Annotated in this window: 13 protein-coding genes and 1 pseudogene; 7 read left to right on the top strand and 7 right to left on the bottom strand. The window is 68.4% G+C overall.

Annotated elements, in window-relative coordinates:
* Positions 1-70 precede the first annotated feature (70 nt).
* The 4 genes and pseudogenes from Q0568_RS02310 to Q0568_RS02295 form a co-directional block, all read right to left on the bottom strand.
* Positions 71-679: a prepilin-type N-terminal cleavage/methylation domain-containing protein gene (locus Q0568_RS02310; protein ID WP_298861581.1), complete on the bottom strand. Its 609-nt coding sequence runs from the start codon at positions 677-679 to the stop codon at positions 71-73.
* Positions 676-1,077 (bottom strand): prepilin-type N-terminal cleavage/methylation domain-containing protein, encoded by a 402-nt coding sequence (locus tag Q0568_RS02305; RefSeq protein WP_298861578.1) that lies wholly within the window; start codon positions 1,075-1,077, stop codon positions 676-678. The genes Q0568_RS02310 and Q0568_RS02305 overlap by 4 nt, the downstream gene beginning before the upstream one ends.
* 88 nt (positions 1,078-1,165) lie before the next feature.
* Positions 1,166-1,600: a type II secretion system protein gene (locus tag Q0568_RS02300; protein WP_298861575.1), complete on the bottom strand. Its 435-nt coding sequence runs from the start codon at positions 1,598-1,600 to the stop codon at positions 1,166-1,168.
* Positions 1,601-2,477: 877 nt separating this feature from the next.
* Positions 2,478-2,978: pseudogene (locus Q0568_RS02295) on the bottom strand (DUF1992 domain-containing protein); the annotation flags it as partial.
* A 181-nt stretch (positions 2,979-3,159) separates the two neighbouring features.
* On the opposite strand from Q0568_RS02295, the gene Q0568_RS02290 reads away from it, so the two are divergent.
* Positions 3,160-4,641, top strand: coding sequence for an HNH endonuclease (locus Q0568_RS02290; protein ID WP_298861572.1), 1,482 nt, complete (start codon positions 3,160-3,162; stop codon positions 4,639-4,641).
* Between the two features lie 63 nt (positions 4,642-4,704).
* On the opposite strand, the gene Q0568_RS02285 is transcribed toward Q0568_RS02290, so the two are convergent.
* Entirely contained in the window at positions 4,705-5,196 is a 492-nt protein-coding gene (locus tag Q0568_RS02285; protein WP_298861569.1) for a nucleoside/nucleotide kinase family protein, read from the bottom strand.
* A 16-nt stretch (positions 5,197-5,212) separates the two neighbouring features.
* On the opposite strand from Q0568_RS02285, the gene Q0568_RS02280 reads away from it, so the two are divergent.
* Entirely contained in the window at positions 5,213-6,547 is a 1,335-nt protein-coding gene (locus Q0568_RS02280) for an MATE family efflux transporter (protein WP_298861566.1), read from the top strand.
* Positions 6,548-6,709: 162 nt separating this feature from the next.
* Positions 6,710-7,015, top strand: coding sequence for a hypothetical protein (locus Q0568_RS02275; protein ID WP_298861563.1), 306 nt, complete (start codon positions 6,710-6,712; stop codon positions 7,013-7,015).
* Positions 7,016-7,018: 3 nt separating this feature from the next.
* On the opposite strand, the gene Q0568_RS02270 is transcribed toward Q0568_RS02275, so the two are convergent.
* The gene (locus tag Q0568_RS02270; protein ID WP_298861561.1) at positions 7,019-8,734 is read right to left on the bottom strand and encodes an acyl-CoA dehydrogenase; all 1,716 of its coding nucleotides are present in this window, start codon (positions 8,732-8,734) and stop codon (positions 7,019-7,021) included.
* Between the two features lie 202 nt (positions 8,735-8,936).
* Here Q0568_RS02270 and Q0568_RS02265 point away from each other — a divergent pair, with 202 nt between their 5' ends.
* Positions 8,937-9,410 carry a hypothetical protein gene (locus Q0568_RS02265; protein ID WP_298861558.1) on the top strand — a complete coding sequence of 158 codons (474 nt, stop codon included), beginning with the start codon at positions 8,937-8,939 and terminating at the stop codon, positions 9,408-9,410.
* Between the two features lie 18 nt (positions 9,411-9,428).
* Here Q0568_RS02265 and Q0568_RS02260 read toward each other — a convergent pair whose 3' ends face one another.
* Complete coding sequence (locus tag Q0568_RS02260) at positions 9,429-10,046, bottom strand: TrmH family RNA methyltransferase (protein WP_298861555.1); 618 nt, start codon at positions 10,044-10,046, stop codon at positions 9,429-9,431.
* Between the two features lie 235 nt (positions 10,047-10,281).
* On the opposite strand from Q0568_RS02260, the gene Q0568_RS02255 reads away from it, so the two are divergent.
* Genes Q0568_RS02255 through Q0568_RS02245 form a run of 3 tightly spaced genes read left to right on the top strand, consistent with a single transcriptional unit; the run spans position 10,282 to position 12,493 of the window.
* Complete coding sequence (locus Q0568_RS02255; protein ID WP_298861552.1) at positions 10,282-11,484, top strand: Nramp family divalent metal transporter; 1,203 nt, start codon at positions 10,282-10,284, stop codon at positions 11,482-11,484.
* A gap of 25 nt (positions 11,485-11,509) precedes the next feature.
* A complete protein-coding gene (locus tag Q0568_RS02250; protein WP_298861549.1) occupies positions 11,510-11,836 on the top strand; it encodes a hypothetical protein in 327 nt (108 codons plus the stop codon).
* Positions 11,837-11,839: 3 nt separating this feature from the next.
* The gene (locus tag Q0568_RS02245) at positions 11,840-12,493 is read left to right on the top strand and encodes a metal-dependent transcriptional regulator (protein ID WP_298861546.1); all 654 of its coding nucleotides are present in this window, start codon (positions 11,840-11,842) and stop codon (positions 12,491-12,493) included.
* The last annotated feature ends 6 nt before the right edge of the window (positions 12,494-12,499 follow it).

Genomic DNA, 12,499 nt, shown 5'->3' with positions numbered 1-12,499 from the left:
ACCACGAGTGTGGCGCCGCGCTCGTCGCTCTCCTGCCTGCGAGAGGCATCGCGAAGTCGCGTCTGAAGGGTCACCAGCATGATCTACCTCCGGGAATGACCGCTTGCGCGGTGACGCTGCCGTCCACCTGCACCGGCTGGGAGTCCTTGCTGCGATCGTTACTCTCGGCAGCGAACGAGTAGGTGAGGCCGGTCGTCGATGTGACGGTGAAGCTCGGCGCAGGATCGCCCTTCGGGACAACGGCCGAGGCAAGAGTGGCCCAGCCGACACCATCGGTTCGCGTCATGTCGATCGCGGCGCCCGAAGTGGCATAACGCAGCTGGTAGTGGTCGCGATCGGCGTCTTCGGATGAGGCTGCGGTGTCGAGCGTCCACACCCATGCCCGGCACTGCGAGTCAGCAGCATCCCCGATGGCGACGACGGCGGTCACCGCGTTGCCCATACCGGCAGGCTGATGAACGGCCGAGGCGTTGCGGATCGACTGCTGCAGCGACGCGGTGACGAGATTGGCGTTGCCCGTCGCAGCATCGCGATCGGCTGTCGCAGCCTGGGACAGCCAGCCGTTGATGAAGATGGCCGAAACGATCACCAGGAAGACCGCGGCCAGAAGCATGTAGATGATCAGCTCGATGAGCGTGACGCCGCGTTCGTCGTCGTGCGCTGACAGCTGAGTCCTCACTTCTTCACCAGCACTTTCGTCACGGCGGTGACGAGCGCATCCTCGGTCGTCGCGTCGGAGAAGACCTTCACCGTGACCGTGGCCGTGCCGTCTCCACCGCAGACCAGCTGGCGTGAGGCGTACAGAGCGTCAGACTTCTTCTCTCTGGAATGCTCGTACAACGGAAGGTCACCGCAGACCTTCGTGGTGGCCGGGTCGCTCGGGAAGGCCGCACGGACAGGTGCGAGCTCGGCAGTGGCCACGTTGTTGGCCGCGACGAGGTCGCGATTGACGACGCTCGCGGTGGTGGCCTGGATGATCAATGGGAGAACACCGAGCGCCAGCACTGCCAGAAGCAGCATGGCCACGACGATCTCGATCAGACCCACACCGTCGTCATCTCGGGTGACAGACGACATCTGTGGTCCTCAGAACGTGTTGGATCCTTGCGGAATATGTTGAGCGGAGGCCCGAGGGTACGGGCCTCCGCTCAGAGGAAGGTGTGAGCTACGGGGTGGTCTTGCAGTCACTTCCATCTGCCTTGGCACCGGGACCGGCATACCAAACGGGATCCGTGCTGGCAGTCTTGCCCTTCTCGTTTGCCTTGACGCAGATGTTCGTCACCGTTGCGTCAGTAGCATCGCCTTGAAGAGCAGTGACGATGTCCCCCGATCCCCCGGAAGCCGCGGCCTCTTCGACTGTCGGGCTGGTCGGAGCATCCGAGACTGCGGTCGCAGCCGCCGTCGCGCCGTTTGCAGCTGCTGCCTTCAGCGCATTGAGACGAGCAGTGTCCTGGATGTTCGCGAAGATCGGAATCGCGATCGCGACGAGGATACCCAGGATGACGACGACGATGATGAGCTCGATCAGGGAGAAGCCGGACTCGCCGTTCTCCTCGCGCTCGAGCTTCTTGGCCTCGATGAGGCGACGGATGGTACGCATGTCAGAGTCTGACTCTCCGGGATGACGCAGACGGGTAGCCCTGAGAGCAGGCGGGTGTCATCGGACTTGTGCCCGATGACGATCCCATCCCCAGAGTTCAGAGTCGCCGTCACCCCTCAGCTGGTGCGACTCCTGGCCATAATGATGTCGACCTTCGTCCATCCGGCGCAAGCCATATGCGTAACGATCAGATCACGGTCGGGGCGGCCCCCGCGAAGCGCAGGTCGCACCTGGTCGCTCATATCTTCAGTGCGGAATGAAACATGCACCTGCATGCACCATCACTCGCATGTGCACCGATGTGGCAGCCGCAGCCCACCCCACACGGAGGCACTCACCGCAGATCACAGAGCAACCCGCGTGTTGTCGCGCTGCTCTGCACTTTCCCCTCACTTGCCGCACTCCGAATAGTGGTCGCATCTCGTTGCGGCACGGATCCGTGGGGCGAAATTACGCTGGTACCTATCTTCGACAGTCACCGCAACCTTTTTCGTCGATACACGGTTCGCGCATCACGCCCCGGACGCGATTATTGACAGTCAGACAATAGTAACGATCCGATAACCACGACTTCCCAGCATCTAGAGTTCTCCGACACGACCCTGGCACCTACGGGATCGCACCATCCATCAGGGTGAGCAGCAACGCACCGAGCACAGTGGACACGATCTTCGCGATCTGCTGCCACTCGGCGGGAGCAGACTCATCGCCGTAGCGTTGATGCCGGCATGTTGCGTCGACTCATCAAGACAAGCGCTTCAACCATGATCAGTTGAGGCGCTTGTTGCGTCGGAAGGGCCTGCGCCGACGGGTGGTTCTTCGAGAATCCGTGTCGTCGAGGGCTCCCCCCGGCCGAAACACCCCGAGCGACAGCATCCGCCTCCGCCCTCTGTGCGGCGTCCCGGCGCTCCCTCCAGCGCACCACCTCGACATCGACATCACGCGTCCTCGTGACCACCGGCGGGCCGCCCAGAAGCTGCCGGCGCGCGCCGATCACGCGACGGTTGAAGTCCTCCACGACGCCGCGCACGTCCTCCTCGCGGCCGAGCTGGTCGAGGTCGTCGTCGAGCTTCTCGTCCTCCACCCGAAGCATGAGCACGGGCGGGCCGAGCCCCGTGAGGTTCTCGGTCTCGATCTTGCGGCGGATCCACCAGTCGGGATCGTGGTGCGTGCCGAGGCCCTCGATGGGCTTGCCTGCGCCGGGCAGGTTGTCGAACTCGACGCGGCGGATCGCCAGTTGGATGGCCGTCTCGGCGAACTGCGCCTTGTTCTGCGCGTTCAGACTCATGGGCGCTTCGGCGGGCGGCTCGGACTCGGTGCTCTCGCCGGCATCGCGCTTCGCACGGTAGCGGGCGGCATCGCCCATCGCATCGGACATCGGATCACCTCCGGTGGTTCCAGGGTAGACGACAGGCTGTCGGAGGCGGTGGGTAACGTTCGGGGCAGGGTGCGAGCGGTATCAATCCATGTGTATCTTTGTTCGAGTGTCAAACGCTTTTATTCTAGTCAATTTCGAATAAATGCTTGACAGAGTTACCGATCGACCATACGCTGGAGACATGTCAGCTTCCCTGTCGAAACTGCACGAGGCCGTGTCGGCCATCGATGCGGTGTGGGCGGATGCCGACGATGACGCGCGACTGGCACGTCAGGAGCTGATGACGCTGAACACGGCGATCGGGTCGGCAAGGCGCGCGCTGGACGCGCTGCAGGCGCGGGTCGCCGCCGGGATCGCGCACGAGTCGCGACCCGAGCTGGGTGCCGAGTCACTGGCGAAGCAGGCCGGGTTCCGGACTCCGGCTGCGCTGATAGCCGCGACGACCGGCGTCTCCACGGGAGACGCGGCACGGCCGGTGAAGGTCGGAGAGGCCGTCGCACCGCGAACGGATCTTGCCGGGGAGCGGATGCTGCCTCGCTACCCCTCCGTGGAACGCGCGCTTTCTGCCGGTGCTCTGGGGGCCGCCGGAGCCTCGCTGATCGTGGAGTTCCTCGACCGCGCCCGCGTCGGGCGGGACCATGGCGTCGTGGCGGATGTCGAGGCGCGACTGGTGGAACGGGCGATCGGCCTGTCACTGGATGATGTTCGCCGGCTGGTCAAGCGCGCCGAGGTCCTTCTGGAAGTGGATCGGCTGGAGGCGCGCGAAGAGGAGCGGCGGGTAGCGCGGTCACTGTCGATGTTCGAGCGCGACGGGATGCTTCACCTGAACCTTGTGACCGACGTGGAGTCCGGCGCCCCGATCCGCACGGCGATCGACGGGTACGTGACCGCGCAGTTCCAGGCTCGTGAGACCGCCGCAGCCAGAGACATCACGACTGAGCAGCCTGGAGCCGGGCTCGTCGAGACTGCACCCGCCGGAGCCGACGGCGATCCGGACGCGCTGGATGCCGACCGGCGGACAGTGGCGATGATGCGCGCCGACGCGCTCACACTGTTCTGCGGGCACGTGCTCGGCTGCGAGACCAGGGACGTCCCGGTCGCCGGCGCGACGGTCATCGTGCGGGTCGACCTCGCGGACCTCGAGGCCGGCGTGGGACACGGCACGATCGACGGGCTCGACCAGCCTGTGTCGGTCACCTCGATCCGCCGGATGGCCGCCTCCGGCGGCGTCATCCCCTGCGTGCTGGGCGGCGCGGGCGAGATCCTGGACTGGGGGCGGGAGCGTCGCCTGTTCACGACTGCGCAGAAGCTCGCCCTCGTGGAGCGCGACGGCGGGTGCGCGCGATGCGGGCTCCCACCGCACATGACCAAGGCGCATCACTTGAGGTGGTGGAAACGAGACTCTGGGCCGACCGACCTGTCCAACGGCATCCTGCTCTGCGAATCCTGCCACCATCGCATCCACGACAACGGCTGGGAGATCAGAATCGACACGCCGCCCGGCACCTCGACCCGGCCACGGCGGGGAGACCGACGAGCCGCCACGGGCGAGGGAACTGGCGTGAACGTGAGATCCAGAGTCTGGTTCATCCCGCCTGCGGTCGTCGACCCCGCCCGCACGCCCCAGCTCGGCGGACGCGCGAGATACGACATCGCCGCCTGAGTCGGCTCGGCGTGAGGCGGTCTGGTCCCGCGCAGGGAAAGCCGACCGCCCCGACGCCGGAGCTCAGGGCAGCCGATCCGTGAGCGTGACGATCAGGTCGGCGCGACCGGCCGTGGCGGCGATCACCTCGGCGTTGCGCTGGTCGCTGCCCAGTGAGCGCTCCACGGCCTCCTCATGCGACCTGCCGAACCTCTCGTGCCTGGCCACCAGCTGAGCGATCCGCTGCTGCTCGTCGGGTGCGAGGAACCACACCTCGTCGAGGGTCTCGCGGGCGTGCTGCCACGCTGCTCCGTCCACGAGCAGATAATTGCCCTCGGTCACCACCAGCGGCACATCCGGCCGCACGGGGATCGCCGAGCCGACGGGCTCCTCCAGATCGCGGCGGAACTGCGGCGCGTAGACGATGCCCTCCTCCCCCCGCTCGACCCGCTCGGGCTGGTCGCGCAGCCGCCGCAGCAGCGACGCGTACCCCCACCCTTCGACAGGCTCAGGGGACCCATTCCTCTGGGTTGCTGAGCCCGTCGAAGCACCGCCGCAAGGCCGCGTCGGTGCCACCGCATAGGCTCAGGGGGTGGCATCCCCGGCATCCGCTCCTCCGTCGCTGAACCGCGAGATCCTGCATCTCGCGGTGCCCGCGCTGGGTGCGCTGATCGCCGAGCCGCTGTTCCTGATCCTGGATGCCGCAATGGTCGGCCACCTGGGCACGACGCCGCTCGCGGGCCTGGGCATCGCGAGCGCCGTGCTGCAGACCATCGTCGGGCTGATGATCTTCCTCGCGTACTCCACGACCCCCGCCGTCGCGCGCCGCTTCGGTGCGGGACAGCCGGGCGATGCCGTCTCGGTCGGCATCGACGGGATGTGGCTGGCGCTCGTTCTCGGCACCGTGCTGGCCGTGCTGGGCTCGGTGGCCACCCCCTGGGTGGTGAGCATGTTCGGGGCGACCGACGCCGTGGCGGAGCAGGCCCGCACCTACCTCACGATCTCCATGTGGGGGCTGCCGGCCATGCTCATCGTCTACGCGGCCACGGGCCTGCTGCGCGGCATGCAGGACACCGTCACCCCGCTGTGGATCGCGGGGCTGGGCTTCGGCGCCAACGCTCTGCTGAACTGGATCTTCATCTACGGGTTCGGGTGGGGCATCGCCGGTTCCGCGTTCGGCACCGTCGCCGCGCAGTGGGGCATGGTCGCCGCCTACGTGATGGTCATCCGCCATCTGGCCGTGCGCCACGGGGCGTCGATGTGGGCGCAGCGCGAGGGCCTGCGCGGCACGGCGCGCTCCGGAGGTTGGCTGTTCCTGCGCACGGTCAGCCTGCGCATCGCCCTGCTCGCCACGGTCGGCGTGGCCACCGGCATCGGCACGCGGGAGCTGGCGGGCTGGCAGATCGCGTTCACCATCTTCTCCACCGCAGCCTTCGCGCTGGACGCCCTGGCCATCGCTGCGCAGGCGCTGATCGGCAAGAGCCTCGGCTCCGGCGACACCGCCGCCGTGCACCGCGTGCTGCGGCGCACCACCGCGTGGGGGATCTGGTTCGGCATCCTCGTCGGCGGGCTGATCGCCGCCGCCTCGGGCGTGCTCGGGATCGTCTTCACGGGAGATGCCGCAGTGTCGGCCCTCGTGCAGCCGGCGCTGCTGGTGCTGGCCGTCGCACAGCCCGTCGCCGGGGTCGTGTTCGTGCTGGACGGAGTGCTGATGGGCGCGAACGACGCCCGCTACCTCGCCATCGCCGGCGGCCTGAACCTGGTGCCGTTCCTGCCCGCGCTGTGGATCATCTCCGCGACCGGCATCGACGGCGCGCTGGGCCTGCTGTGGCTGGCCGTCGCCTTCTTCGGCGTGTACCTGCTGGCGCGGCTGGGCACCCTCGGCTGGCGGGTGCGGACCGACGCGTGGACGAAGGCCGTCGCATGAGCTGGTGGAGCCACCCGCGGACCTGCCTCGGCCACCGCTAGGCTGACGCTGAGGGGAGGGGACCGAGTGTCAGCCAGGGGGACACGACACAGGGGCCGCAGTTCCCGCGGCGGCCTCATTGTCGGGTTGCTGATCGCCGCGGCGGTCTGTTTCGGCGTTTGGATGTACAACGGTCAGCCCGACCTGGTCGCGTGGTTCACCTCCCGACCGGCCGAACCTGCAACGACGCCGACGAGTCAGGCATCCGCCACTACAAGCGGCGTCGCGGGAGCGTGGTCCTGCGTCTGGGATCCCACCCGTGACAACGATTGGCACAACGACGTCGAGTGCTTCGACGGGACGACCCGATTCCGGCCGAACCTGCTGTCCGACATCGCACAGGTGGACGAGTCGCAGATGCGCGCCGCGGGCGACGAGTACGAGGCCTACCTCAACGCCGGCGGGACGCCGGACATCCCCGCGTCCTGACCCTCAGGCCACCTCGCCGGCGGCCACCGTCTCCGCGAGCATGTGCACGCGCGGCAGGTGGTGGGCGCCGTAGAAGTCGGCGGAGACCAGGCGGGCCTGATCCTCGGCATCCGCTGTCTCGTGCTTCAGCACCGCGACCACGGCCAGGCCGTGCATCCAGCCGCCGGCCAGCGTGCCCAGCAGCATGAGGTAGGGCACGCTCACGCCGTACGCGTCGCGGGTCTGGCCGAAGCCGAGGACGGATGCCGTGGCCGCGCGCGCCGAGGCGACGGCGCGCTCCAGGCGGTCGGCCGTGCGGGTGGCGACCTCGTTCTCGAGGCCGCGGAGTTCGGCGACGGTCGCAGAGATCGACTCGAAAAGCTTCTCGGCGGTGGCGCCGCCGTCGCGGATCACCTTGCGGCCGATGAGGTCGTTGGACTGGATGGCTGTGGTTCCCTCGTAGATGGGCATGATGCGCGCATCGCGGTAGTGCTGTGCGATGCCGGTCTCCTCGATGAAGCCCATGCCGCCGTGCACCTGGATGGCGTCGCTGGTCAGTGCCACGGCATCCTCCGTCGCCCAGCCCTTCAGGATCGGCACGAAGAACTCGGCCATCGTCTGCGTGCCATCCGTCGACGCACGGTCGAACAGGTCGCCCAGGTACACGCCCAGGGCGCGCATCGCGAACAGGCGGCTCTGCATCGACAGCAGCAGGCGGCGCACGTCGGGGTGCTCGGCGATCGGGGTGCCGGCGGGGCGGTCCATCACCGCGCCCTGCAGGCGCTGGTCAGCGTAGGCGACGGCCTGCTGGTAAGCGCGGTCCGAGATGCCGGTGGCCTGGAAGCCCATGCCGGCGCGCGCGGAGTTCATCATCACGAACATGCCCGCGAGTCCGCCGCCGATCTCGCCGACGAGGAACCCGGTGGCGTCCTCGTAGCTCATCACGCAGGTGGGGCTGCCGTGGATGCCGAGCTTGTGCTCGAGAGCCATCGGGCCGACCGCGTTGCGCTCGCCCGGGTTGCCGTCGGCGTCGGGCAGGAACTTCGGCACGACGAACAGCGACAGGCCCTTGGCACCGGCGGGTGCGTCGGGCGTGCGTGCCAGCACCAGGTGCACGATGTTCGGCGCGACGTCGTGGTCGCCCCAGGTGATGAAGATCTTCTGGCCGCTGACGCCCCAGCTGCCGTCGGCGCGGGGCGTGGCCAGGGTGCGGATCGCGCCCAGGTCGGTGCCGGCATCCGGCTCGGTGAGGTTCATCGTGCCGGTCCACTCCCCCGAGACCAGCTTGGTCAGGTAGGTGGCGCGCAGTTCGTCGGACGCCGTGGCGTCCAGCGCGTGGATCTGCCCGGCCGTCAGCAGCCAGCACAGCGCGAAGGCCGCGTTGGAGGCGTTCCAGATCTCGCCCAGACCCGCGCGGATGCTGCCGGGCAGCCCGTCGCCGCCGGCGGACTCGGGGGCCTCGGCGGTGACCCAGCCGGCCTCGACGAACGCCTGGTAGGCCTCGGCGAATCCGGCCGGCAGGTGCACCTGGCCGTCCTCCAGGCGGGCGCCCTCGCGGTCGCCGACGGTCTCGAGCGGGGCGAGGACGGATGCCGCGAATTCGCCCGCACCGGCGATGATCTCGGTGGCGTCGTCGGCGCTGAACGCGCCGGCCGTGCCGCGCGCGACCAGGTCGAGGCCGAACGCCTCGCCGAACAGGAAGCGGTAGTCGCCTGTCGGGGGGATGTAGTCGGATGCCATGGTGCGCTCCTTCTGAGACGACGCTGAGACTGGGACTCAGTGTACGCGAGACTGCGTCTCAGTGGAATGGTTGCCGCCTCACTCTTCCTGCACAATTCTGCACTTTTGCGACTTGTCCACAGATCGTGTGAATAGGGCAATTCCGTGTCTGTGAGGCCTGGCATCGTGGTTCGCGGCCGGTCATGATGGAGAGGTGCTGACGATGAACGAACCCCAGGTATGGACGCTGATCGGCGTCTTCGCCGCCGGCCTGTTCGGCATGCTGACGCTCATGTCCACGATGTTCGTGCGGATCATCAAGACCGCGATCGGGTCGGTGCAGACCGAGATCGGATCCGTGCGCAACGAGATCGGATCATTCCGCACGCAGGTGCAGACCGAGATCGGATCGGTGCGCAACGAGATCGGGTCGCTGCGCACGCAGATGGGTACCGAGATCGGATCGCTGCGCGGCCAGATGGAGACCGAGATCGGATTGTTCCGTCGCGAAGTGGGGGTCGAGATCGGGTCGCTGCGCAAGGAGATCGGATCCGTGCGCAGCGAGGTCGGCGCCGAGACCAGGTCGCTGCGCGCCGAGATGCAAGCCGGCTTCAAGGGCGTGCATCAGCGCATCGACCGCATCGACGCCGACGTCAATGCCCTGATGAAGCACACCTTCGACATCCCGCGCGACTGACGCTCGCGGTCAGGGCGATCAGGCGTATCGCCGGCACCACTCGTACATGACCACGGCAGCTGCCGCGCTGGCGTTGATCGAGCGCGTCGAGCCGTACTGCGTGATCTCCACCTGACCGGATGCCGCGGCCACCGCCTCGGGCGAGAGCCCGGGCCCCTCCTGCCCGAACAGCAGCACGCACCGCTCCGGCAGCTCCGCCTGCTGCACGGGGACCGCTCCGCCGATGTTGTCGACCGCGATGATGGGAAGCCCCTCCGCCCGAGCCCACGCGGCGAAGTCGGCGACATCCGGGTGATGCACGACATGCTGGTACCGGTCGGTCACCATCGCACCGCGTTTGTTCCAGCGACGGCGTCCGATGATGTGCACGGTGTCGGCGAGGAACGCGTTGGCGCTGCGCACGATCGAGCCGATGTTCATGTCGTGCTGCCAGTTCTCGATGGCCACGTGGAACGGATGCCGCACCAGATCCAGGTCGGCGACGATGGCATCCATCCGCCAGTACCGGTACCGGTCGATCACGTTGCGGGTGTCGCCATGCTCCAGAAGCTCGGGGTCGTACCACCCCTCGACCGGCCACTCCCCCTGCCAGGGACCGACCCCGTGCGTCGTGCGCTCCGGGGTCTCGTCATCCACCCCTCCAGACTATCCCCGCCCCCTCCCCCCTCTCCCTCTTTCCAAGCGTCGAGAGCACGGGACCTCGCCGAGCGCACGGATTGTTCGCGCGAAGTTCCCGTGCGCTCGGCGAGATGTCGTGCTCTCGACGGAAGGACGAGGGGTGTGGTGGGTGGGGTGGGTGGGGTGGGTGGGGAGTGTGAGAGGGGTGGGTGGGTGGTAATTTTTAGGTGTGCCGAAAAATTGGTGGGGACGGATGCGGGGGGTCTCGCTGCTGGGGCCCGCGCTGGTCGCCGGTGTGGCGTACCTCGACCCGGGCAACGTCGCCAGCAACATGACCGCGGGCGCCCGCTACGGGTACCTGCTGGTGTGGGTGGTGCTCAGCGGCAACGCGATGGCCTGGCTCATCCAGTACCTCTCCGCCAAACTCGGGCTGGTCACCGGCAACAGCCTGCCCGAGCTGCTGGGCGCACGAATACGGCATCCGTGGGCACGGCGCGCGTACTGGCTGCAGGCCGAGCTGGTGGCGATGGCCACCGACATCGCCGAGGTGCTGGGCGGTGCCGTCGCGCTGCAGCTGCTGTTCGGCATCCCGCTGCTGTGGGGCGGCGTGATCACCGGTGCGGTGTCGATCGGCCTGCTGGCCGTGCACTCGCGGCGCGGCGCGCGGCACTTCGAGTTCGTCATCATCGGGCTGATGCTGCTGATCGTGGTCGGCTTCGTCGCCGGCCTGCTCGTCGCCCCGCCCGACCCGGCCGGCATCGCCGGCGGCATCCTGCCCCGGTTCACCGACAGCGGGTCGGTGCTGCTGGCAGTATCCATCCTGGGCGCGACGATCATGCCGCACGCGATCTACGCGCACAGCGCGCTGGTGCGCGACAGGTTCTGCGACTCCCGACCGCGCCCGCTGCGCACTCTTCTGACCGCCACCCGGTGGGATGTGACCGTCGCGATGCTCATCGCCGGCACCGTGAATCTCGCCATCCTGCTGCTGGCCGCAGCGAACCTCGCCGGCGTCACCGGCACGGACTCGCTGGAGGGCGCGCATGCCGCCATCACCGCGAGCCTGGGCGGAGTGATCGGCACGCTGTTCGCCGTGGGGCTGCTGGCCTCGGGCCTGGCCTCGACCTCGGTGGGCGCCTACGCCGGCGCGGAGATCATGCACGGCCTGCTGTCCGTGCGCATCCCGCTGCTCGCCCGGCGACTGGTCACGCTTCTGCCCGCGCTGGCCATCCTCGGCGCGGGCGTCGACCCGACCCTGGCGCTGGTGCTCAGCCAGGTGGTGCTGTCGTTCGGCATCCCGTTCGCGCTGATCCCGCTGGTCGCCCTCACGGCGCAGCGCCGCACGCTCGGCGAGCACGTCAACCGCCCCGTGACGACCGCGCTCGGCATCCTGTTCTCCGCCCTGATCATCGCCCTGAACGCCGCACTGCTGTGGCTGGTTCTCGCCGCGGGCTGAGACAGGCGAAGGTAGGCTCGTAGGCATGCCCTCCGCCCCCGCCAAGAAACGCCGCGACGACCCCGCAGCCCGCCGGTCGATGACGCTCACCACCTGGTTCGCCGTGGTGGCGGCGATCCTGGGCGTGGTGCTGATCATCTGGCCGAAGCTGCTGCCCGCCGGAGGCCCGTGGGTGCAGCTGGTGCTGGGCGCCCTGACCCTGTTCTTCGCCTTCCGCGCTCGGGCGATCGGCACCCGCAGCGTCGAGGGCTACGACGGTCGGATCTCACTGGCGGCCGCCATGGCGGGCTTCGTGATCATGTTCTTCGCCGGCAACGCCGCGTTCTCGGTGCTCTCCGCTCTGGGAGCCTGATCCGTGGCATCGCCCGCCTTCGACGACTATCTGAAGACGGTCTACGCCCACACCGAGTGGCAGGACTCCCCCATCACCCCGTCGCAGCTGGCGGCGGCTCTGGGGATCGCACCGTCGAGCGTGACCGAGATGGTCAAGAAGCTCAGCGCCGCGGGGCTGGTCTCGCACCAGCCGTACGGCGCGGTGAGGCTGACGGATGCCGGACTCGAGCGCGCTCTGGGGATGGTGCGCCGCCACCGCCTGATCGAGACCTGGCTCGTGCAGGAGTTCGGCTACGCCTGGCACGAGGTGCACGACGAGGCCGAGGTGCTCGAGCACACCATCAGCGACCGGCTTCTGGAGGGCATCAACGCCCGCCTCGGCCACCCGCGCTTCGACCCGCACGGCGACGCGATCCCCGATTCCCGAGGACACGTCGAGCGCGTGCCGTTCGTACTGCTGGCCGACGCGCAGCCCGGCCACACCGGTCGGGTGCTGCGAGTCAGCGACCGGGACCCCGAGCTGCTGCAGGCGCTGGAGGATGCCGGCATCACTGTGGGCGTCGAGCTCACGGCATCCGCCGACGGCATCCTGCTGGGCGATGCCCCGATCCCGCTCCCGCAGGGCGCCGCCGACGCCGTGTGGCTGACCGGCCAAAAGATTTCAGATGTGCAGTAGACGGTT

The sequence above is a fragment of the uncultured Microbacterium sp. genome (assembly GCF_937927635.1).
Lineage (GTDB): Bacteria > Actinomycetota > Actinomycetes > Actinomycetales > Microbacteriaceae > Microbacterium.
This window is presented reverse-complemented; position numbering and strand designations above follow the sequence as displayed.